This is a genomic window from Aquimarina sp. EL_43 (assembly GCF_943422735.1).
Taxonomy (GTDB): Bacteria; Bacteroidota; Bacteroidia; order Flavobacteriales; family Flavobacteriaceae; genus Aquimarina; species Aquimarina megaterium.
Genome location: NZ_CALSBR010000001.1, coordinates 4,288,052 through 4,313,284, shown reverse-complemented (window position 1 = coordinate 4,313,284; position 25,233 = coordinate 4,288,052). Strand labels below are relative to the sequence as shown.

General features: G+C 30.9%; 20 protein-coding genes. 1 reads left to right on the top strand and 19 read right to left on the bottom strand.

Annotated elements, in window-relative coordinates; genetic code table 11:
* Positions 1–233: 233 nt before the first annotated feature.
* Positions 234–3,470 carry a T9SS type A sorting domain-containing protein gene (locus NNL09_RS18500; protein WP_196912016.1) on the top strand — a complete coding sequence of 1,079 codons (3,237 nt, stop codon included), beginning with the start codon at positions 234–236 and terminating at the stop codon, positions 3,468–3,470.
* Positions 3,471–3,663: 193 nt separating this feature from the next.
* On the opposite strand, the gene NNL09_RS18495 is transcribed toward NNL09_RS18500, so the two are convergent.
* From NNL09_RS18495 to NNL09_RS18405, 19 genes are all read right to left on the bottom strand, one after another.
* Positions 3,664–4,602, bottom strand: a complete 939-nt coding sequence (locus NNL09_RS18495) for a hypothetical protein (protein ID WP_196912015.1) — start codon at positions 4,600–4,602, stop codon at positions 3,664–3,666.
* Positions 4,603–4,605: 3 nt separating this feature from the next.
* On the bottom strand, positions 4,606–5,934 hold the full coding sequence (locus NNL09_RS18490; protein ID WP_317193942.1) for an MBOAT family O-acyltransferase: 1,329 nt from the start codon (positions 5,932–5,934) through the stop codon (positions 4,606–4,608).
* 111 nt (positions 5,935–6,045) lie between these two features.
* Complete coding sequence (locus tag NNL09_RS26270; protein WP_196918877.1) at positions 6,046–7,182, bottom strand: glycosyltransferase family 1 protein; 1,137 nt, start codon at positions 7,180–7,182, stop codon at positions 6,046–6,048.
* A gap of 58 nt (positions 7,183–7,240) precedes the next feature.
* Entirely contained in the window at positions 7,241–8,635 is a 1,395-nt protein-coding gene (locus NNL09_RS18480) for a phenylacetate--CoA ligase family protein (RefSeq protein WP_035094865.1), read from the bottom strand.
* Positions 8,636–8,637: 2 nt separating this feature from the next.
* Complete coding sequence (locus NNL09_RS18475) at positions 8,638–9,774, bottom strand: glycosyltransferase family 1 protein (RefSeq protein WP_196912013.1); 1,137 nt, start codon at positions 9,772–9,774, stop codon at positions 8,638–8,640.
* Complete coding sequence (locus tag NNL09_RS18470; protein WP_196912012.1) at positions 9,774–10,664, bottom strand: glycosyltransferase family A protein; 891 nt, start codon at positions 10,662–10,664, stop codon at positions 9,774–9,776. Before NNL09_RS18470 ends, NNL09_RS18475 begins: the two co-directional genes overlap by 1 nt.
* A 112-nt stretch (positions 10,665–10,776) precedes the next feature.
* Positions 10,777–11,871: an EpsG family protein gene (locus tag NNL09_RS18465; RefSeq protein ID WP_025663548.1), complete on the bottom strand. Its 1,095-nt coding sequence runs from the start codon at positions 11,869–11,871 to the stop codon at positions 10,777–10,779.
* A 35-nt stretch (positions 11,872–11,906) separates the two neighbouring features.
* A complete protein-coding gene (locus NNL09_RS18460; RefSeq protein ID WP_051475981.1) occupies positions 11,907–12,467 on the bottom strand; it encodes a serine O-acetyltransferase in 561 nt (186 codons plus the stop codon).
* Positions 12,468–12,475: 8 nt separating this feature from the next.
* Positions 12,476–13,408 (bottom strand): hypothetical protein, encoded by a 933-nt coding sequence (locus tag NNL09_RS18455; protein WP_152538251.1) that lies wholly within the window; start codon positions 13,406–13,408, stop codon positions 12,476–12,478.
* A 6-nt stretch (positions 13,409–13,414) separates the two neighbouring features.
* Positions 13,415–14,860, bottom strand: coding sequence for an MBOAT family protein (locus NNL09_RS18450; protein WP_196912011.1), 1,446 nt, complete (start codon positions 14,858–14,860; stop codon positions 13,415–13,417).
* A 10-nt stretch (positions 14,861–14,870) separates the two neighbouring features.
* Complete coding sequence (locus NNL09_RS18445; protein WP_025663544.1) at positions 14,871–15,110, bottom strand: acyl carrier protein; 240 nt, start codon at positions 15,108–15,110, stop codon at positions 14,871–14,873.
* A 24-nt stretch (positions 15,111–15,134) separates the two neighbouring features.
* Positions 15,135–16,619, bottom strand: a complete 1,485-nt coding sequence (locus tag NNL09_RS18440) for an AMP-binding protein (protein WP_196912010.1) — start codon at positions 16,617–16,619, stop codon at positions 15,135–15,137.
* A 59-nt stretch (positions 16,620–16,678) separates the two neighbouring features.
* Positions 16,679–17,881, bottom strand: coding sequence for a glycosyltransferase (locus NNL09_RS18435; protein WP_196912009.1), 1,203 nt, complete (start codon positions 17,879–17,881; stop codon positions 16,679–16,681).
* Positions 17,881–18,987, bottom strand: a complete 1,107-nt coding sequence (locus NNL09_RS18430) for a glycosyltransferase family 4 protein (protein WP_196912008.1) — start codon at positions 18,985–18,987, stop codon at positions 17,881–17,883. Before NNL09_RS18430 ends, NNL09_RS18435 begins: the two co-directional genes overlap by 1 nt.
* Positions 18,988–20,052: an acyltransferase family protein gene (locus tag NNL09_RS18425; protein WP_025663540.1), complete on the bottom strand. Its 1,065-nt coding sequence runs from the start codon at positions 20,050–20,052 to the stop codon at positions 18,988–18,990.
* A 16-nt stretch (positions 20,053–20,068) separates the two neighbouring features.
* Positions 20,069–21,040 (bottom strand): polysaccharide pyruvyl transferase family protein, encoded by a 972-nt coding sequence (locus NNL09_RS18420; protein WP_196912007.1) that lies wholly within the window; start codon positions 21,038–21,040, stop codon positions 20,069–20,071.
* A gap of 20 nt (positions 21,041–21,060) precedes the next feature.
* Positions 21,061–22,344, bottom strand: a complete 1,284-nt coding sequence (locus NNL09_RS18415; protein ID WP_025663538.1) for a hypothetical protein — start codon at positions 22,342–22,344, stop codon at positions 21,061–21,063.
* Between the two features lie 6 nt (positions 22,345–22,350).
* Positions 22,351–23,889, bottom strand: a complete 1,539-nt coding sequence (locus NNL09_RS18410; RefSeq protein ID WP_196912006.1) for an oligosaccharide flippase family protein — start codon at positions 23,887–23,889, stop codon at positions 22,351–22,353.
* Positions 23,890–23,940: 51 nt separating this feature from the next.
* Entirely contained in the window at positions 23,941–25,224 is a 1,284-nt protein-coding gene (locus NNL09_RS18405; protein WP_025663536.1) for a nucleotide sugar dehydrogenase, read from the bottom strand.
* Positions 25,225–25,233: the final 9 nt, after the last annotated feature.

Below are 25,233 nucleotides of genomic sequence, written 5' to 3'. Positions count from 1 at the left end.
TGTGTGTGTGTGGAATAGGTTGATTAAAATTAAATTTAATTTTTTATGGTAACATTTTGTTTATTAATGACACTAACAAATATGACATTCAGAATCAAATTATTTTTTTTATACCTAAATGCACTTAAGTTATCCATTTTTTAAATTTTACTTAAAGAAATAATTTTATAATACTCACTCAAAATAAAATTAACAATTACAAAAATTACGGATCACCAATTATATTTATATCTATGAATTGTATAAAAAAAATCACAATTTTATTAATGCTTATATTTTATAGTAATAGCTATTCTCAGTTTGATGAAACTACTGTTTTTGATTCAAACACCCCTCCATTTTCATATACTGATATAGTAACTGCATTTGATTTAGATGGTGATAACGATACTGATATCATTTTTGAAGCATCTTCTAAATTAAGATGGTATGAAAACACAAATAATAAAGGAGATTTTGACAAGTCTAAAGTTTTAATAGAAAATATTAGAGATATAAAAGTTATAGAAGCTAAGGATTTGGACAATGACAATGACTTAGACATTATTATTTTTATCTCTAGTAGATTTACTACTACATTACGTGTATATGAAAATTTAGGGAATGGAATTTTAGGAGATGAAAAAAGAATAGATATAGGAGAGTACCCAATCAATCTAGGGGATTTAAAACATCTGATCGCTACAGATGTAGATGGTGATAATGACAATGATATAGCTTTGGCATTTACTAGTGGCATTTTTTGGATCAAAAATATAGATGGAAAAGGAAGTTTTGATGGGGCAAATGTATTGAGGATGTCTACAAAAACAGCAGAATATATGATAGCAGAAGATGTCGATTTTGATAATGATATAGATATAATTGCTCATACAAATAATGAAGTCTTTTGGATAGAGAATATGGATAGCGCAACTTCTTTTATTGATCGAAATATAGGGACTTATACAAATGATATTAGATCAATCACTGCATTAGATATCGATAACGACAAGGATATTGATGTTTTAACTGCTATTAAAGTGGGAAGAAATGATGAGCGAATTGTTCTATCTCGAAATCATATTGGAGGAAACTTTATAGATCAAGAAATTTTAGTTTCTACAGATGGAAAAGATGTACCTAGACAAATTTTTTCTTCAGATATTGATAAAGATGGAGATCTAGATATTTTATATAGATCATTTGAGAGAACTATGTGGATTGAAAATATTGATGGACAAAATTTTGACCAAAACCATTTAATCTCTAAAGGTTTTAGAGGAGTAACCTTAATTCCGGCACATTTGGATGACGATGGATATGAAGACATCATATCTTTTAATACTATAAGTTATTATGCAATTGCTTGGCAAAGAAATATGGGTAATGGTATGTTTACTAATCATAATGTTTTAAACATAAAATCTTTTGAACCATATCAAGCTCTTAGTGCAGATTTTGATAATGATGGAGATCAAGACTTGATTTCTATTTCGGAAAACCCAATTTTTTCTAATACTGATGGTATTTTATCATGGTACGAAAACACTGATGGTAATGGAATTCATTTTTCTCAAAAATTAATTTCGTCAGATTTGGGGATTTTGGATGCCTATGGAACCAAAGCTGTTGTTGTTGCAACTGGAGATATTGATGGCGATAACGACATTGATATCGCTGCCACTCATGGAAGGCATATAGTTTGGTATGAAAATATAGATGGAAAAGGAAATTTTAGTGAGGATAGACGACCTATTACTAATAAACAAGTCAAAGCAATTGTTATTGCCGATATCGATGGAGATGATGACAATGATTTGATTATAGCTCCTTCTGGTTTTGGACAAAATAGAATATTATGGTATGAAAATGTAGATGGAAAAGGAAAATTTGCAGAATATCCTAATGAAGTAACTAGTCTATTAGATCTTCATGAAACAAATCAGGTTATGGTATCGGATATTGATGGTGATAATGATTTAGACATTATATTTGATACAGATAGCCGTTTATATTGGTATGAAAATATAGATGGAAAAGGAAATTTTACTTTTAATAGTGATAATTCATTAGTTTTAGTTTTAGACAGTATAGAATCTTTTGTTGTAGAAGATATAGATGGGGACAATGATTTAGATATTTTATCCGTTTCTAGTAAAGAAGACAAGATATATTGGAGTGAAAATTTAGATGGAAAAGGAAGCTTCGGTTCTGCAACGGTAATTTCATCTGATCTAACCGGACCTAATTTTGTGGTTTCAGGAGATATTGATAATGATGGAGATAAAGATCTAATAGCTGCTTCATCTTTGTACAATAAAAGTAGTTGGCCAGTTGGAACTACAGATTTCTTAAATAAAATAGTTTGGTACGAAAATATAGATGGAAAAGGAAATTTTGACAATGGTCAAATAATTTCTGAAAACATGGATAAAGTAGAGTACTTAAATTTATCTTATGTTAATAATGATAACAAAATTGATATTGTATCTGCCTCTAGTAAAGATAAAAAAATAGCTTGGTTAGGGAATACTGTGGTTAATATGTCAGACTTGGATAATGATGGAGTAAATAATGATATAGATTTATGTGCCAATACTCCAGCAGGAGAGCAAGTAAATATAGATGGATGTTCACAAAGCCAATTAGATGATGATAATGATGGCGTTACTAATGATAAAGATTTATGTGCCAGTACACCTGCAGGAGAACAAGTAAATATAGATGGATGTTCACAAAACCAATTAGATGATGATAATGATGGTGTTACTAATGATAAAGATTTATGTGCCAGTACACCTACAGGAGAACAAGTAAATACAGATGGATGTTCACAAAGTCAATTAGATGATGATAATGATGGTGTTACTAATGATAAAGATTTATGTGCCAGTACGCCTACAGGAGAACAAGTAAATACGGATGGATGTTCACAAAGTCAATTAGATGATGATAATGATGGTGTTACTAATGATAAAGATTTATGTGCCAGTACGCCTACAGGAGAACAAGTAAATACGGATGGATGTTCACAAAGCCAATTAGATGATGATAATGATGGTGTTACTAATGATAAAGATTTATGTACCAGTACTCCTGCGGGAGAACAAGTAAATACGGATGGATGTTCACAAAGCCAATTAGATGATGATAATGATGGTGTTACTAATGATAGAGATTTATGTGCTAATACTTCCTTAGATATAGAAGTAGATAATGAAGGATGTCCTGTAATTATTCAACAATCGTCAATTGTTTACCCAAACCCTTCTAAAGATAAGATATCAATTAGTATTCCTGATATCAAAATAGATGAGACTAAAGTTGATGTATATGTTTATGATCTACAGCAAAAATTGGTTTTAACTAAAACATATTCCATTCAAAATAGTGGAATAGAAGTTTCGTTAAGGGATGTTCCTAATGGAATATATTTTATAAAAATAGAAAGAGAGACTCCTATATTCTTAAAAATAATAAAACAATAAACAGATCTTAATAAGGTAAAATCAAGCAAGTGCATAAAAATTTCAATGAATAAATTTCTATGTGCTTGCTGCAATTGCAAGGATTAAAATGAGCTTAAATTCTGAACTTTATAAAAAAAAGAAAGTTTTAGTTTTAACAAAGCGTCTCACTATAAAAAGTCACTCTGACTAATATAATAACATCGAACTCGCGCTATTTAAACTTTTTAATCTGGTCTGCTAATTTTTTGGTAAATAGCTTGGCTCCATCATTATTTAAATGTGATGGATCATGAAACAATGTTGGTTTACCCATAAATTGTTGATCATTAAAAAAATCTACAAAAGGGATATTTTCTTTTTCGGCTATCGTCTTAATCCTGTTAAAAGAAGTATTCATAGAATGATCTACAGTAAAATAAGTTGGGGAAGTAACAAAAACCAAATCTATATTATGATCCTTAGCGATTGCAATAAACATCTGGAGCGCAGCTACAAAATTTTGATCTATATCCTCTACTCCTTTTTCAATTTTTGATTGAACTTCTTCGTTTATATGCTTAGAAAGTTTAACTTTTCCAAATAATGGTCGGTATCCTTTATAATCCAGCTGGGGTGATGCATAATAACGAATAACATGCATAATTGTTGAATTGGTTTGGTATCCCCTGAAAAATAATTTAAAATCTACCAGCTTAGATTGTAATCCTAATATAGGTTTTAAATCATCTCTATAATCCGAATAATATGGATGCAGATCACTAAGCCTATCATATGCTTCTTTAGTATGATATAAAAAATCCTCATCGATATTTAAGATCATTAACTCTGGCTCCATTCGTTTAATAATCATTTTTTGAAGCGCCATATGATATAATAATTGCTGTCCCTCTGCCCCTGCGTTATAACAAGACTTTTTCAATTCTGTTTCTATAACCTCGGGCACATAATGTCGGTGGGCATGAGAACTTCCGAAGATTAATACTTTTGCATTTGTTTCTTGTATAGCATAAGTAGATCTGGCATATTTTCCGGTTTCTTGACTAAAAAACAATTGTTTAGAGATCATTCCTAAAGCAAAATCAACTATGAGAAAAATCACAAGAAATTTTCCAAGCTTGATTAAAGATGTCTTATATTCTTTTCTAATCATAATTTAAAACTGAAAATAAATAAACTGACTTTTACCAAATACTCCAAAGTACATAATTATATAAATCAAAACAGCATATCCTGTTAATCGTACAAATTCATACTTATGATTAGAAATCGAAAACATAGTATTGAAGTATTCTTTTTTCAATTCTACTACGACCAGAATAGCAATTGCCAAGGTTGCATATAATGAGGCAGTAATATCATCTCCACTCCCTATGTATAATCTTCCTGGCGCCGTACAGATTTTTTTTATAATAAAAAAAGCATCTTCAATACTATTTGCTCTAAAGAACACCCAGGCAAAATTGATTAATATAAATGTGAGCAATACATTAAATACTCCTTTTCTTCTTTTCTTGAATACAAGAACTTCTGCAATAAGATAGAGGCCGTTTAAAGCTCCCCAAACTACAAAGGTCCAATTCGCTCCATGCCATAATCCGCTAATTAAAAACGTAATAAAAAGATTAAATAACCACCTTGGTTTTGCTACTCGATTTCCTCCTAACGGTATGTACAAATAATCTCTAAACCATGTTGATAATGAAATATGCCACCTGGTCCAAAACTCACTTACTGATGCCGAAAAATAGGGCCGCCTAAAGTTGGTCATCAAATCAAACCCAAAAAGTTTGGATGTTCCTATAGCAATTAACGAATACCCAGCAAAATCCCCATAAATCTGAAATGCAAACAATACTGTTGCTGCAATAAAACTTAAGCCATCATGATTTTCTGTATTGTTATATACCGCATTTACATAAATAGCTGCTCTGTCTGCTACAACCAATTTCAGAAAGAATCCCCAAATCATTAACTTTATTCCGTAAGAAAAAGTTTGGTATGTAAACGTTCTTTTCTTTAAAAACTGTGGTACCAGATTTGTCGCTCTTTCTATAGGTCCTGCAACTAACTGCGGAAAGAAAGCTACAAATGCGGCAAAAGCAATAAAATTCTTAGTGGGTTGTAACTTTTCTTTATAAATATCTATCGAGTATGATAATGTCTGAAAAGTGTAAAACGAAATACCAACAGGCAGAATAATTTGTAATGTCCATGTACTTTGAAGTTCATAACCTACAGAAGCAAAAAGATCAATCCAGGAATCTATAAAAAAGTTATAGTACTTAAAAAAACCTAACATTCCCAAGTTAAACACAATACTTACCCAAAGCCATCTCTTTTTGACCAAAACCTCTTTAGACTCATATATTCGAGACCCCGCTGTATAATCAATAATCGTACTTAAGGCTATCAAAGACAAAAAACGCCAATCCCACCAACCATAAAACACATAGCTAGCTAGAAGTAATAGTACATTCTGCATCTTTAGACTTTTATACGTAACGAACCAATAGCCTATAAAAACTAAAGAAAGAAATACGAAAAAATCTATCGAATTAAAAAGCATATATCTATATTGATTTTAGCATAAGAATTAATGGTTTATTTGTTGAAGGTAAAATTCTTCAATTCGTTTTGTATTCGAAATAATATCATATCCTCCTTTAACGATTTGAGGTTTATTATTTATTCTGGTATATGACATTGCTTTTACCACTTTATTTGCCCAAAACTCTGCTGTGTCTTTAATTGACAAAAATTCGATATCATTGGTTAAACTTACTTCGGTTGTAATAGTATCAGAAGCAAAAATCTTAAGTCCGGCTGCCTGAGCTTCGATAAGTGTTACTGGTAGCCCTTCATAAAACGAAGGAAATACAAAAGAATCAAATGCTTGTAATAATTCTGGGATATCTGATCGAACTCCTAAAATCATAACGTCATCCTCTACACCAAGACGTTTGGCTTCAGCAGCAATTTTCTCTCTCAAGGGGCCTTCCCCAACAAGCATCAATTTAGCATTGGGATGTTTTTCTATAATACGGGCAAATATTTGTATTAAGAATACATGATTTTTTTGAGTATCCAATCTTCCAACATGGCCGATCACAAATTTATCTTCAATTCTCAGTTCTTTCCTGTATTCTTTTCTTGTTTTTGGGTCGAAAACAAATTTTTCGGTATCAATAGCATTGTTCATGGTTAAAAATTCTGTGTTTTTACCAAAAAGCCATCGACCCGCTTTATCTCCACACGAAAAATAATGAGTAGCATCCTTACGATTTTTGTTTTTCAATCGAAATTTTATCAACTTTTTAACCGTATCGATAAGGTTTTCTTTACTAGGGACTAGGTCTGAAAATTTAATTTTTTCAATTGCAATATGTGCATGAACAATCCTAATCGGAATAGTAAATTCTTTAGCTATTTTAATAGGAAAACAACTAAATGTATTGAGATGAGAGTGAATAATAGTGTACTCTGTATGGGTTTTAAAAAATGCTCTTAATTCTTCATAGTACTTTCCCGGAAATATTGGGTTTATTGATGATAATCTATAAATTTTTCCTCCAAGGCTTTCAATTTCATCATCAAAATCACATTTCTCTTTTCTATGTACCAGAAAATCAAACTGAATTTTTTCTCTATCTATCTTCCTATAATAGTTCATAATCATAGATTCTGAACCTCCCCTATCCATCATCGTAAAAACCTGTAAAACTTTGATCATTTTATAATATAATTATCTGTTATCACAACAACACTATATTCTTACCAGCTATATCACATTAGCTACCAATTTCTTCTTTAATGTTATTTTTTATCAATCTATATTTTCCACTTTTCTCTACTGGTATTTCGGCAACATGCTTTAAATCAATAGCAATACTAGATCCGACACGATCTCTTAAGTTTTTTAAAAACACCTTTTCATACTCAGGTGAGTATATTTGATCATCTTTCTCTATTAAAACCAAAAGGCTATCGATTACATCTTGCTGAATTTGGAATTTAATAATTCCCTTTACTCCTTTTAAACAATTAGAGATATTACCAAGATTAATCTTACCAATTTCTTCAGAGTATATATAATCTGAGATACGTCCCAAAACTTCTTTAACTAATGGATTATTATTCCCACAATTACATGTATCATTATCATCTGCTAACTCAATTTGATCACCTATATCGTATCGTATTAACGGGGTACCATAAGTAGTAAAAGAAGTTACTACAAGTCTTCCTTTTTTACTAGGCTCATTATTTTCATTCAAAACTTCAAAAACTCCACTTTTTAAATCCATGTGTAGCTTTTTATTTTTGCATTCAAAAATAAATGGAGCTCCTTCAGAAGAGGCATATTGATTGTATAGATTTGTTTTAAAATAATTTTCAAGAACATCTCTAATATCGTCTGTGATTGTTTCTGCTGTTGGAAATATTGCTTTTATAATATTTGCAGGAAAATCTATATTATGAGCTACTCCATATTTTGCAATTTCATACATCGTTGAAGGAAAACCAACCATATATTGAGGCTTATATGTCATCAGATCGTTAATATAATGTTTTAGATATTTTCCATGGATATGAAACGTAGAGTAATATCTCACTTTATGGATATGATCTGTTTTCCAAAATCTGTTTTTTTTCAGATCTCTATTATTTAAAAGATTTTTACCACTAAACCACGCTGTTTTCTTACCGAGTTTGTATCCAAATTCATTTCTAAAATTATCGAGTAGTGCAAATCGTTCCTGTATATCGTCGTGAGTATATACTACTTCTAAAGATTTCCCAGTTGTACCCCCTGTTTTAGAAAGTATACCTTCGCTTTTTTCAACTGTATAAATATCTGACAGATTATTCCTTAAGGTCTCTTTATCAATTATTGGCAGTTGTTTTATATTAGCAAGATCTTCGGGAGACTCTATCGTAGAGAAAATATTTCTATAATACTCAGAATGATTTTTTGTATGTAATACAAGCTCTTTGTATTTTTCAATTTGCAACTCTTTCAGTTCGTCTAATGACAAATTTCTTTTTTGTAAATACGCATTCAGGAAATATTTATATTTCCCAGAATACCTTTTTTTATATGCTAAAAGATTATAAATAGAAACAATCCAATTTTGTATAAAATGCGGAGATTGTTCATAAATCTTGTCCTGCATATTTCCCATAACTATTTATTATTTAGATAAAAGTTTTGTATTTTTTCTGTATTAGATCCGATATCATACCCTGCTTTTGCGATTTTATCGCTGTTATCTTGTTTTTTATATGGTAAAATATCGAATATCCTATGTACCCAAAAACTAGTTGGTTTTTGAATCGAAACAAATTCGATATCATCGGTTAGTTTTACTTCTTGAGTAATCGTATCGGATGCCAAAATCTTAAGTCCTGCAGCTTGAGCTTCAATTAAAGTAACAGGAAGGCCTTCATAAAATGAAGGAAAAACAAAAATATCCATCATCTGAAGCAATTCTGAAATATCAGACCTAACCCCTAACATTTTAACTTGATCCTGAATTCCCAGATCATCAATTTCTTGCTCTATAGCCTGTTGTAATTCTCCATTTCCTACAAGTACTAAAATACAATCTGGTCTTTTTTCCAGAATATTTGCGAATATTCGAAGTAAATATGAATGATTTTTTGCATTATTAAGACGTCCCACATGCCCGATTAATACTTTACCCTCTAGGTTCAATTCCTTTCTATATTTCGTATCTGTATCAGGGTTGTAGACAAATTTTTTGGTATCTATGGCATTATTCATTGTGTAAAAATCATTCTTTTTACCAAAAAGCCATTGCCCAGCTTTTTCTCCACATGAAAAACGATGCGTTGCATAAGTACTCACCTTTTTTCTCAATCTAAATTTTATGAGTTTTTTTACCGTTTCTGTGACGTTTTCTTTATTAGGTACAAAATTTCTAAGTTTAATATTTTCGAACGCAGTATGTGCATGGGCAATTCTACAAGGGATATTAAACTCTTTTGCTATTTTTAGAGGAAAACTGCTAAATGTATTTAAATGAGAATGTACTATTGTATACCCTTTATGTTCATTAAAAAATATTCTAAGTTTATGATAATATTCTTTTGGAAAAAAAGGGTTAATTGGATCCATGATATAGATCTTTCCTCCTAAACTTTTGATTTCATCATCAAAAGCCGCTTTTCCTTTTCGATGCACCAAAAAGTCAAACTGAACTTTATCTCTATCTATATTACGATAATAGTTCATGATCATGGATTCTGCTCCTCCCCGATTCATAATAGTAAAAATCTGTAATACTCTAATTGGCCCCATTAAATTCCTTCTTTAGTTTTATATCTTATATAGAGATTTAGTACTATTCCGAAAGGAATTGCGAGAATAGTAGTGATTTTTTTTGGAGATTCTTTTAAAAAAGAACCATTCTTTATAAATAATGAACTTGATACATAATGAATTGCATTTTTAAACTTATCCTTAAAGTTTGTTGCCAATTGCATTCTGCTCTTTCTTGAAAATGCAAAACCTCTGGGGTGTCGTCGATATTGTTTTAACATATTCATACTAGAGCCATCCACCATATACTCTACCACACAAAAAACTTCGTTAACTGGTAATAGCTTATAATCTTGATCAATCAATTGATATAGATATCCAAGTGGAACAAAACGTTCTCCTTCAAAAATTGGATATGGAGGGTATTTCTTGACTACTTCGGTTCTATATACCAGTTTTTTATCCCCCAATACTTTATGAGTATTATATAACTCATACATTGTAGTTTCTTTAATCCCCTCTGGGATTTTGGTTCCAATAATAGCTCCGCTTTCGTCTGCATCTAATCCAACCAAACCTGCATATTCTGGTTTACCTTTAATAGTTTCCCAGGAATCCAGTATTTTTTGAATTGCTTCCTCTCCCACAAAATCATCACTATCAATACAAACATTAAGTGTAGTTTCAATAAGTCTATAGGCCGCATTATGCCCCCCGTGCATTCCCAGATTTTTTTGATAGTGATACTGTATATCTATTTTATTTTCATTAATCCAGGACGTTACCAATTCTTTGGTATTATCAGAAGAGCCGTCATCAATAATTAGCCATACAAAATCCTGATTTGATTGTTTAATAAGGCTTTCATAGCATTTATGTAAGCAATACGCTCTGTTATATGTAGGAGTAAATACTGTAATCGTTTTCATCTGTTCTTTTTTATTGTTTTTTAGTTGTCAGATGGAATTCGCCATTGAACATCTCGGTTAGTATCACATTAATTGTTATGGCTCATTTCATGCTTTTTTATTGGTTAATTTGTTATCCAGAATATACGTAATACATAGCATAGGTAAACATAAAATAAACAAGTGTTATTTTTCCTATCATAAAATGGTGATCTTTAAAAAATCGTTCTTTAAGAAATGGGTAAATGACAACTAATCCCATCATAAACCATGATAAATAAGCAAACCTATTAGAGTAATTTGCTTTGATTACCAAAATCCAAAATCCATTACAAATTAGATAAGTATTTAGAAGTCTAAAATAAAAGGGGTCTTCAAAATTTTTCTTATAAATAACGTACCACCCTGCAAAAACTGCAAATGCGCTATGAAATAAAAAATCCCAGCGAAAACCGGTACTGGCAAAAGTACCTTCTTCTGCCTGAGCTGTCAAATAATCAGAAAGTCTATCATCAAACCCCAAGCTACTAAAAATAGACACCCAAAAACCTCCCATTGCCAATGAAAGCGGAATACAGGCTAACCATCCTTTTAGAAACACTTTGGGATCATTATAGAATCTTGTTATGGTAAAAGCTATTATAGGTAGTGACATCGTTTTATGAAAAGAAACCGATAACAAAAAGCAAAGTATCATAGCTATCGTATTTTTTCTAAAACTTACTCCTAATAAAAATAAAGATGTAGCAGCCCCATTTCTAATACCATTTACTCCATACGTATAAAAGGAGAAAGAAACCGCAAACATTAAAAACGCGTAATACCAATACTCCTTAAAAAGTTGTTTAGAAATTCTATATAAGGGTAATACATATATTGCTGCTGTGACAGTAAAAAATGTACGAGAAGAAGCCACATAAGACAAACTTTTCATATATAGGTGAAAAAGCACATCTGTATCTGATGTTACTACTCCTCCTAATCTATAGTAATTAAAGTATCTGGTATACGTTCTCATATCACCAAAAAACTTACCGCTTAATGGTCTTTGTCCCATATATAATATTATATATGCCATTAACACGAAACCAGCTATATTAATAAACCCAATATTTTTTGGGTCATCTATTTTTAATAGACGAGTATGTAAAAGAGTAAATAAAACCAGGAAAAGAAATAAATTTATATATACCGGAAAATATTGCTCTACTGGAATAAAATCAAACATACTCTCTTATTTTATTGTTTGTTTCATAACTCTTCTTATTTCTTATCCAGTATTCTAGCAGGATTACCCACCGCGGTACAGTTATCGGGTATACTCTTGGTGACTACACTACCAGCTCCAATAACACAATTATCTCCTATAGTAATATCTCCTATTACAATTGCTCCTGTATAAATAGATACATTATTGCCTATAGTAGGCCTTTTTCCTTTTTCCTCTCCAATGGTTACCAAATGATTTACATAGAAATTATCTCCTATGGCATCGGCATTTAGGATTGTACAATATGGATGCCCTGTAATAACTCCTCCTCCCAGTTTGGTAGTAATATCAATAATAAAATTTTTCTGTTTTCTACAATATAGGTTAAGAATATGTGACACCAAACTTCTCGTTCTAAAATAAAATATAGTTCTAAAATCTGGTGAATTTGCCAAAAAATCAAGAAGTAACGCATTTTTACTCATATTCATTCCTTTTACAGAGGCCCACCGCTCTATATCCATATCAATCTTATTTCTATTTTTACTCAATTTGTATACAAATATGTGTGGAATAAGAAATATTTTATAAATGGCTATAAGTATTGATTTCATATACTATCTTATTTTACAGTGTTTGCACTTCTTATAATAGAATCGCAAAGTATATTAGTAAACTCTAACCCTCCGTGCTTATCCAGATGGTGACCGTCATAGGTTTTAAAATTTGTATGCGTACTCGATACATTAAAATTAAAGTACTCTATTTGATTAGATGTTGCTACGGTACTCATATCCTTATCAAAATTTTTATAAAATGAATTCTCTACAGCTACAAAATCAAGATCAATAGGCATACGTACCATATAAACATTACCATGTTTCTTTAACTTTTTAATTAAAACATCCAAACTGTTTAATCGCAAAGAAGAAACTTCATAATTCCTTATCATTTTATCAAATAATCTTCCTTGCCTTTTCTTCCATTCATCAAAAACTTTTGGATTTGTAGGTAAGTTATTTTCTTCAAGCCACCCGTCTTTATGCATTGTTGATGTTTTTCTAAAAAGCGCTTTAAAATGAAAATAAGTTAAATTTTTGAAAAGGTATTCATAATTAGGATTCATGTTAACAAATCTCATATTATGAGGCGGTCTATCTGCCTCTCTAAATTCTCCTTTATTATTATCATTATTCTTATCAGATCCAAACATCCATGGTGTAACCGAAATAATAAAAACTCCATTTTCTGAAGTTTCATCTAATTTCTTTCCTATACTTTTATTATATAAAGGGCCAATCGGAGTTTCTGCAATTGTCAAACTATAATTAAAAATGGGTAATTCATATTTTAATTCTTTTAACCTTTCGTTTATCACTCTTGGTTGTATCCCTTGCATACTTCTAGAATCTCCTATCACCATAGATACAGCTTTTGGGGTAGTAAATTTTTGATAAAAATAATCTACATTTCCTCCATATTCTACTAACACAAAAGTGGTTATTGCCAAGCAGCAAATAAAGAAAAGACACAACTTTAAAAGTAATCGTTTCATAATCATTTAAAATTGAAAGTATATAAATGTTTCAGCACTTTTTCCAAAAATTAATATCAAAACAAAAATGGATATATAAGAAATCCATCTAAGATAAATATTATAATTACCTATCTCAAAATCATGTTTCTTTTCTCTGTTTATCCATTCTATCAACATAAAAAAACCAATTAGTGCAATAGTAATTAATGTAGTAGACGTAAATAGCACAGAAGGCAAATCAATAATACTTAAAGAAAAAACCCCTTGCAGATATTCAAATCCTACAGAAACACTTTCTACCCTAAAGAAAACATCGGTAAGCATAATTAAAACAAACAAAAGGATCATTTTAATAATTTCTTTTACAGAAGGAAGCATTTTTCCTTTTGCTACAATTTCTGATGTATTCATCTTTCCAGAAAACACTAATGGTACAAAATAAATACCATGAAGAAGTCCATAAACAACAAATGTCCAATTAGCCCCATGCCAGAACCCGACTAAAACAAAAGTGGTAATTATTGAGATGATTAATCCCTTTTTCTGATGTCTTCTTAAAGTAAATGATAATGGAGTAAACACATAATCCATCATCCATGTTGTTAACGACATATGCCATTTTCTCCAAAAATCGCTAATATTCGTCGAAAAAAACGGAGTAGAAAAATTACGCATTAATTGTATACCAAATAGCTTAGAAACACCTATCGCCATATTAGAGTACCCAGAAAAATCGGCATATAATTGTATGGCATAGAAAAAAGTTCCTAAAAGTAATGTACTACCTGATTCATTTTCATAATTATTAAAAATCGGATTGGCTATTAATGCACAATTTTCTGCAACAACAATTTTAGCGAATAATCCCCATAATATTTGACGTAATCCATCTACTGAAACCTCATATGAGATAACTCTTTTTTCTTGAATTTGTGGAATCAAACTCGACGCTCTTTCTATAGGACCAGAAAGAATTTTAGGAAAAAACGTTACAAATACAGAAAACTCTAAAAGATTTTCACTTGGTTCTATCTCTTCATTATAAACATCTATTAGATATCCTAGAGTTTGAAATGTAAAGAAACTAATCCCTAATGGTAGTAATATTACCAGAGAGTTATATGTCGATTCACTTCCAAAAGCATTTAAAATTTCATAAAACCCTTCATAGAAAAAATTAAAATATTTAAAATACAGCAAAAGCCCAACATTAAATACTAAACCGATATATAAGAAAATGCTTTTTTTACGATCTTCAGGAGTGCGAAAGATTTTTAATCCCAAATAATAATTAATAAGTGTGCTACCAATTAGTAGGGCCAAAAACCTCCAATCTGCCCATGTATAAAAAAACAAACTTGCTCCTAACAAAAAGATGTTCTGATATACTTTGGATCTATTAAAAACCAGCCAGTACAATAAAAATACCGGAATTATAAAGACAACAAAATCTAATGAATTAAAAACCACTTCTTATAAATTAAATTTTATTTTGAATTACCGAAACTAGTGAACCCAAATTTTTTAGTTTATTAAGATCTCTTAGCTTAAACCGAATACTAAATTCTTCTTCGATTTTGGTGATAATCATCATATGCGATAGAGAATCCCAACCATCTACATCTTTTGCTGTTAATTCATCATGCAACTCAAAGTTATCATGTTCTAATATAGATACCAATGCATCACTTATTTTACTCTTTATTACATCTACTTCCATAATAATATAATTAGCTCTCTAATGTTAGCTGAATAGTTTATTTAATTTTTTTCTATCTGTCTTTCCATTTGTATTTAAAGGAAAACTATTAATAAATTTGATTTGTGTAGGAACCATATACTGCGGAAGTTTAGTTTTTAAATCATCCAACAGTTGTTTTGTTTCAAATTCTGTAGCCTCTATTACCAATCCAATTTCTGTATTCTGGATACTATTTGTAAAAGCGATGGCTACGACATTTAATTTATCTAAAGCTGCTTTAGCGTGAAATTCAATTTCTGATAATTCTACTCTAAACCCCTGAATCTTAGCCTGAAAATCAACTCTACCCAAATATAGTATATCTCCATCACTATCTACAGTACACAAATCTCCTGTTCTATAAAACCTTGTCTTTTCTCCGCCATATTTTTTGGTAAAAAAAACTTCTTTATTCTTTTTTTCATTTTTCCAATACCCAGGAGTTAGCTGTATACCACTTAAGCATAGCTCTCCATTTTCTCCTTCTCTCACTTCGTTATTATCGTCATCGACAATAATAGTTTTGGTATTCTTCATATCCTTACCAATCGTCAAAACGCCATTATGCGTTTTGTTATCCCCATTTCTTATATAAGTATAATCGGTACAAAATATAGTACATTCTGTAGGGCCATATACATTAGCAATTGTAGCATTTGGGACACATTTACTCCATTCTTCGGTGACATCTAAGGGTAAAGCTTCTCCGCAAAAAAGGCTGTATTTCATAGCCGGACAATCGATTTCATCAAAATAAGGTCTTAAATAATGAAGTATAGAAGGAACCATTAATGCAAAAGTTAGCTCATGATCTTCCATTAACTCAAATATATAGCTGTACTTAATTTCGTCTTTTGGTATTGTATATATACAGGCACCTTTGAGTATTGGGGCCAAGTATGATACTACCGATAAATCAAATGTCAACTCAAACATTTGTAAACACCTATCTGTATCTGTAATGGTATAATTTAATTCCCAGAATGCATCCATAAAACCAGATAGATTCTCAAAAGTAATGGGAACTCCTTTTGGAGTTCCTGTTGTACCAGAAGTAAAGAATATATATCCAAGATCATCCTTAGTCACTTCTACCGGTGTTAAGTCAATTTCAGAAGTATCACATTTTCTTGTAAGAATAACATTAAACTCGGTGAAGACTTTAGTCTCTGAGGAATCAAGAATAGTTTTAATATCTGCTTGATCGATAACTGTACTATTTCTGCTAATAGGAAATTCTGGATTTAGTGGTACATAGGCTTTACCTTCCATCCATAAAGCGATTATTGAAGCATAGGTTTGAACATCATCATTAGTAATTAGTCCAATGTTAATTTCGTTCTCTTTTATTGAGGATTGAATCTCTTTTCTTATATCTGATATTACCTGAGCAAAATCTTTATAACTATAATAAGTATCACCAAAGTAAAAAGCGTTATTATTATAATTATTTTCTATAGATTTTTGTATGTCAAAAACTAAATTCATTTCAATTTATTATTAGGTTAATAATAACATCACAGTGGTTCTGCTATACTGCTGTTGTCTTAACTCAAATACTCGTTAGCTACTCTTTCTAAATTAAATTTTACTAATAATTCATTTTTATTAGCTTCTAAATTTTGTTTGTATTTAGAAGATTTTAGTACTAATTCTATCGCTTCTGCAAGTACATATTCCTCATCGATAAACTCATCTGTCAAAGGAATTCCAAGCTTATCTTTATACAAGTTTGGAGTAATTATCCCGGCTTCTACTTCTACCATTTTATCTTCAATTTTTTGAGCATGAAGACTCATCAACTCTACAATACCATACGTACAACAAGAAGAAACAACCGGAGTAGCTAAACACATTGCTTCTACAATTACATTAGGAGTACCTTCATAATGAGAAGCCAACGCTAACATTTTTGCATTAGCTAAATATTTATATGGATTCTTTTTTCTTCCTAAGAAACTTATATACTCATTTATACCAAGGTCATCGATTAAGTTTTCAAGATGTTTTAATACTCCTGCATCTCCATCGCCAATAAAAATGAGTTTTGCATCTGGCATATTTTTTATCACCAAAGAAAATGCTTTTATCAAGTGCCACGGGGACTTTTGCGTAGATAATCTTCCTATAAAAAGTACAGAATTCGATGCTAATAATGCTACTTCATTTTTTTCTGTAATATCTTCTAACGATCGTTTTTGTATTTCATCGACGTCATGAGGGTTGTATATAACCGTTAATTTGTTGGCAAATTTAAAATCACATTTTTCTATTAAATCTTCTTTAATCGCATTACTAATACAAACTACTTTATCTAAATTCTTATAGGTATACTTATAACCAAATCTGGTCATTTTACTTAGTAAGGAGTTGTTACTAAGCTCAACACTTTTTAATGCATGAATACTGGCTACCTTATAATCTTTGGTAAAAGTTAATGAACTATAAACATTGGGCATAGCACCAAATGCAATCGAATGTGTGATTTTATGTTTTTTGATTACTTTTCTAAGCTTATAAGGAACCGAAACATAGAATTTTAATCGTTCGGCTTTTGACATCTCGCTAAAATCACGATCTGAAAAATACAACTCGTCTTCATCAAAATTAATGATATCATTTTGGAGTTTTATAAATTTCACCGCTTTTACAAAATGCCCTTCTTTTTTATAAAAGTTATAAAAAGAAAATGCTAATCTTTCCATCCCTCCAACACCGCCATACGGTATGATTAGTAAAATATTTTTCATTAATTCTTACGCGTTAGATTAACAAACAATTGATCCCATTCGTTTACAACAGATTCTGGGAGATATCGTTTTACTGAATTTCGGGCTTTATCGCCCATTCTTTTTCTATCTTCTTCATTATGTATCAAAAACATAATACCTTCTGCAAAATCCTCTATATTATCTTTTTCAATCAAAATGCCATTTTCTTTATCTGAAATAATATCTGATGGTCCATGAGGACAATCAAATGAGACACAAGGAACACCATACGCCATTGCTTCGGTTAAAACCATTCCAAAACCTTCATATCTAGAAGACATTACATAAATTGAAGCTTCCTGATATTTGTCGGCTATATTTCTTACGGGTTCGTAAAAATTTATTTTTTCTGTTATTTTTAGATCACTAGCTATTTTATCTAACCTTTCATTTGCATTGATGGTTCCATAAATATCTAATGTCCAATCGGGATATGTATCTGTAACCAATTTCCAGCTTTGCAATAATCTATCGTATCCTTTTTGGTAACTCTGTTTGCCTACAGCTAATACTTTTTTATTATTTAATGTACTTTTTCCTTCGGGATAGAACGACAATGGATTAGGAATTACTTTAAGGTTTTTAAAATTCCATTCTTTTAAATTTCCATTGGTTAATACTACAAAATGATCATATTTTTTTCCTCCAAAATTCATAAGTCCGAATTTCAGTTTTGTAAACATCCTACTTTTCAAGGATGGGGTAACACTTTTAATCTCGATATTTTTAGACACATGTCTTTCATAAATCATCGAACATGGTTTCCCGATCAATAATGGTACTAAAAACCCTTTTAAACCATCGTCACATACAGAGATTACATCAGGATTAATCTCTTTTACAACTTTTCTAAGTCCTTTTACATAGCTTCGCAAAAATCGAATCGGATTGCTACTAGTAACAATATCATGATGAATGATATTTGGACTAAAGTCATAAAACATTTCTTCATCTTCCTGATCTAATGTTACGATATGCACTTCATAATCTAAATGATCAGCCAGATAGCTGGCTTTAATAGATAATACACGTTCTAAACCTCCTGGGCCAAATGTTTTATTAGTTATGTAGAGTAATTTAATCATTTATCTACTTCCTGTTAAAAGTGCATATACTTTTGGTGTTGTTTTTTGAAGCAACTTTGCACACCATACGCAAGCCAAGGTTGCTAATACTGAACTTATAAAAAATAATATCAGTAAAATAATATCATTTTCTCCAATGTATTTTACATATATCTTAGTAAAATAGGTTAATGCTACACCATGGGCTGCATATATAAAAAAACGATACCCATAAAGTGGTTTATTTGTAAGTTCATACCTTTTATTAATAAAATCATACATTGTCCAGACTGTAAAAAATCCAACAAACATGGTTATTCGTTTACAGAGTATAGCAATCATATGTGTTTCTTCATAAGCATCACGAACATAAAAATTAAGGAAAATACATATACCCCAGATTACTACCGACAGTATATGTGTTGATGTCTTAAAATTTGATATTATGTTAAGTTTTGTAATAGAAGTATATGCTCCGCAGGTAAAAGAAAACAACCCCAGGTATTGAAATAAATAAACATTATTAGCATAAAACAAGCTAGGTTGTTCTAAAAAGAGTAAGGCACATAAAAAAATCAAGAAATAAAACTTTAAATATTTTATTGCCAGATAAATAAGTGGTGTTACCCAAATATAAAATATGAGTTCTCTAATAAACCAAAATGTATAATTTATAGGATCAACAAATGCCAACCATGCTTGTTTCCATAAAGGCATTTGATGCAATGGTTCTTCAAAAAAATGAGACAGCATCGGGATAAATTGGATAGCATATACAATTAAAAACCACAATCCACACCACAAAAAATAAGGAATCACCAGTGTTTTAAACCTATTTTTAATCTTTCTTTTAAATGTAAATACCGATAGGTCATGATTTCTAAAAAAAAGAAAACCCGAGATAAAAAAGAACATCGGTATAAAGATGTTTGATAACTCTAAAGCAAATAAGTACTCAATATAATAAACTACCTCTCTATTGGTTTCGATGCTCAAATTCGTTAAATTATAAGCATGGCAAACCACTACCATAAAAATAGAATAGAAAGAAAGAATACGTATCTTATTACTAACACTTTTGTCCATAGCCCCTTTGGAAAATTTATTTATTTAATTGGTTTCTTACCTTTTCTTTTAATGCATTTGCTAATTCATGATGTTTTTCAAGGTTCTGCACTGAAGTATTTTTGTCTATTTTCCCTTCTAAATTAAAATTAGTTGTAAACTCTCCTGTTTTACTACTGATATCAATTCGATTAAAGAGTTCTAAAATCCCATCAAATCGGCAAGAATCTACAAAACTATCAAAACCATTTACAAAAATTACGGGAGTACCTAAGGCTAAACATGGTAATGCACAGTGAATTCTAGAAGTAATAACCAGTTTAGCTTTTGCATATTTACGTAAAAGTGCTTCTGCCATTTCGAACTTTTCTTCATCAGAATATTGATTAGAAGGTGGTTCTTGATTAATGAATTCTGCTTTGTCTAAAATATCTTTACTGATAAAATTTTTAAGATGTTTATTCTTTTTATTTAACTGAAAAACAGTACCGTTAAGGATATTTTTTATAGTATGTTTAGCACTATAAAAAACTTTTTCAGGTCTGGGGTAGCTATATAAAGGGTCTACAATATAGATATCCTCTCCTCGTTCACTATCATCAACCTTATAAGAATCTAAGGTTAAGGTTAAGCAACCTGTAAAATAGGCATCAATTCCTTTAGCTTTTAATGTATCTGCAGTAAACTGATCTCTACATCCAATGGGTTCGTGTTTTTTTAGGTAAGCAATTCCTTTTTCACTAAGCATTGCAGGTGCAGCTGTATTGTTCATATGAAAAGAAACAAATACTGGATCAATATCTTCTGAAGGAACCCAATTATGAGTATTATGAGTAAACCAACCATTCATGATAAGTTTTACCGGCTCTCCTTTATAATCGCCTAATTTCTCTCTATTTAGAAAAACATCGATGTTTGGTAAAAATTGTTTTGCAGCCAAACTTTGAATATTGTCTCCAACATTAAAAAACCGCTTATTCTCAACATATGTCAGTAGTCCGTATTTCATACGTTTAAATTTTGTTTTGTTTAGTATCTTATTTTTCTATATAACTTTTGTAACCAGGGGAATTTATTTCTTATAATAAACCTAATCCTTTGTTTTCCTTTGTTAGAGGTATTTATTTTTTGTTCTAAAAGTTGATCGATCTTACCATCTCTAATTTTATTGATTTGAGAAGTTTCTTCTTCTTTATCCTTAAAGACATAAAACTGATCTGTATTTTTTGCTTTCTCCATGAGTTCCCACCAAAAGTATTTTACTCCTTTGCTTCCTGAACCGATTTCTAATACTTGATAAAATTTGTCATATACAGTCTCATCGACATTAAAACCATAATCATTAGGATTCTTTCCATTTAAAATAAGTCCTAAGATTGTTCTAAAACATTTTTCGCAATTGCTACAATTAAACTCTGTTCTTAGTTCAGAATAGCATACTCTAAGTTTAAACTTATTATTGGTATTCGAAGCAAACTGTGCTATCAAATCTACTTTATCTTGCCTTTTTAGTTCATATCCGTCATGAAATACCTTTACTCCACCTCCCCATGTAATCTTTTCATCTATTTCTGGAGTAGATCCCCAATCAATATCAATATGATCTGTGTATGATGATGCTATGTAGATAGAAGAATATTTGTATATAAACGACAATGGTGCCAATGAACCAATTAGAGCAAGGCCATGTTGCACTTTACCCCACCATCCTATATCTTTAAGCAGAAGTTCTACCTGATAGGTATAAAATTCTCTAAGATTTGTTTCTATATATTCTTGATTATTTTTTTCTAATAGTTTCTCTGTCTCAATAAAGTTGGTAAAATCTTCCCATTGAGAATGGTCATCTATCTCAATATCGGCTCCATGAATTGTTATCAGATCGGGTTTCTTTTCAAAAATTCTTATATACGTTGCATAAGCATCTACTCCGCCACTAAACAACATAGATGATTTATCTCCTATGATTTTGTTTTTAATGAGTTTTTTAGCTTCTAATTTACCTTTTACTGTATGTAATGAATCTCTCTTTAGAAACTCTTTGTGTACTAGTTCTAGGGCTTTATAAAAATCTTCATCAACTTCTTCTACCTCAACAGTAAATCCTGCATACCATGCGATAGGCATAATATTAGACAAAAACGGGATTACTGCTATACTATCAGGCACATTACTTACATCAATACCATATGTAGAGTAAAGCGGCTTATCTTGCACCAAATATTTCTGCACATTAACCTCGGCAGAATAATCGTAAACGATTTTCTTTCCTTCGTCAGAATATGATATTGTATCAAGTGTTAGTTTTCCCATTACAATTTATTTTCGTTTTAGTACTGCAGCTATTGGTTTTGAAAATAATTCTCTCTCGTAGTTAAGCATTCCTACAAAATACATAAGTATCCCAAAAATCACAGTATATATACTTCCTTTTATCACAAAATTCAACCATCCATCTCCAGGAATATAATTAATAAAATAGCCAATAAAAATTACAACAAATACGACCAATAATGTTTTACGAAATAGCTCTTTAAAAAACCGAAAGATATTTAAGCCTATTTTTTTATGATAATAAAAATTCATCACATTTTGTACGACTAACCATCCTGCGACCAACCCAGAGATCATTCCTAATGCACTATATTTTATTGCCAGAAATCCTCCCAGTACAGCACCTAAAATCATAAACACAAGATATAGAATTGCTTTAAAAGACAATTTGTTTTTTGCTTCGAGAATAGAATTCCCAAATGCTTGCAGTAATGGCAAAGTATATCCTATCATGATGATCAATGCAATACTGTATATCTCTCTACATTCTTGCGTATTATACCTACCATCGGTTTCTAACTCTCCTCCTACCCATAAATTAATAAATTGTTCTCCATACAATATAAAAGCACTAAGTACATACATTAGTACAATAAAAGACAACCTACCTAGTTTGATCATCATATCGGTTAACTCTTCACCTGTTGCATTTCTTACTGTCATTTGTGTTGCTCTAGGTAAAAAAACACTGGATATTGCGGTAGAAAAAGCTCCGTAATAGGTTCCAAGGGCGATTCCAATGCCATAAATACCTAAAACTTTTGGTACACTCATAGCCCCCAACACCCAACTACCAGATTTCCACTGTAACATTCCTACAATAGAAAACACAAAAATCCAACTAGAATATTTTAGTATCTGTTTGATAAATGCTTTAGAGAGTTTATGCAATTTAAATCGTACATTAAGTTTTTTAATCACGTAATAAGCAGATACCGAAATGGTAAGAATATTAAATACCGAATCAACTATTACCAACGATATAGCGCGACCTCCTAAAAAAAGTACAGCTACTACTGTCACTGATCTTAAAAGGTACCTGATAACACTAACAGATTCTGGAAATACAAATGCTTCGTATCCTTTACAAATTCCTGTAAAGATCATTCCCGGAAGTTGAATTGCCAGATTAAAAATCAAAATAACAAACATTACTTTGGCTATTTTGAGTTCTTCGATACTAAACTTGGTAAAATATGAGTCTATAAAGAAATAGAAAACAATTCCGAGAATAATAACGAGTAGAGAAATAACAAAATATAATATTCCAATGGTGGCTAAAAAATTTTCTTCTCCCGTTCTATCTTTTTCTGCTCTATATTTAGCTATAAACCGAACAACTGTATTGGTAAGACCAAAATCCAAAAGAGCAATGGTACCTATTAATGCTCCTATTGCATTAAAAATACCATATTCATCTTTTCCCAAATAACTAACGATCAAAGGTGTAATCACAATACCTATAACATTAGTAAGGAAAATCTTTAGATAAGTTAGTAATGCCCCTTTTTTTAATTGACTCAAAATAATTGGTCTTAAGTTGTTATTTTGTTATGCTACCGATTGATTATTTTATTATAATCTTCCGTGTACTTTTTCTTTCAGTATTCCTTTAACATCGTATAGAATACCGTTTGGTAAAAGCATAGATTTTAAATCTATATCTAAAAATTCTTTATGCGCAACTGTTAATACTACTGCATTATATTTTTCTTTTGGTAAATCAGTTGTTGTTTCCAAGTTATATTCATGCATTACTTCTGCAGGATTTGCCCATGGGTCATATATGGTAACATCGGTTCCAAAATCGCCTAATTGTCTAATAACATCAACTGCTCTTGTATTACGCACATCGGGACAATTTTCTTTAAATGTCACACCGAGCACCAATACCTTAGCACCTTTTATATGAATATCATGTTTCACCATAAGCTTAATCACTTCTGATGATACATACTGTCCCATACTATCATTTAATCTACGTCCTGCCAAAATAATTTCTGGATGATATCCAAATTCTTGTGCACGTTGAGCCAGGTAATATGGATCAACACCAATACAATGACCACCTACAAGCCCTGGTTTAAAGGGAAGAAAATTCCATTTGGTTCCAGCTGCTTCTAATACATCATTGGTATCTATATCCATTAAGTTAAAGATCTTAGCCAACTCATTAACAAAAGCTATATTAATATCTCTTTGTGAATTTTCGATAACTTTTGCTGCTTCTGCCACTTTTATAGTTGGGGCAAGGTGAGTTCCTGCTGTAATAATAGAAGCATATAAATCATCTACTTTTTTCCCAACTTCTGGAGTAGACCCCGCTGTAACTTTCAGAATTTTCTCTACTGTATGTTTCTTATCTCCCGGATTGATTCGTTCTGGTGAGTATCCTGCAAAAAAGTCTTCATTAAATTTTAGCCCGCTTATTTGTTCTAGCACGGGAACACATTCTTCTTCGGTAACTCCTGGATATACTGTAGATTCATAAACGACAATATCTCCTTTTTTTAATACTTTGCCAACAGTCTCACTAGACTTATACAAAGGTGTAAGATCGGGCCTATTATTTTTATCTACCGGAGTAGGTACGGTGATTACATAATAATTACAACCTTTTATATCTTCTATATCAGAAGAGCAATAAAGTCCTTTTTTATCCAAACCACTATTATCCTTTAATACCGATTTTAATAATTCATCTTCTACTTCTAAGGTAGAATCGGTTCCCGAACGTAATTCTTTGATTCTTTTTTCATTGATATCAAAACCTATTACTGGATATTTGGTTCCAAATAACCTGGCTAAAGGCAACCCTACATATCCTAATCCAATGATGGCAATCTTAATATTTTGCATAGTTATTCT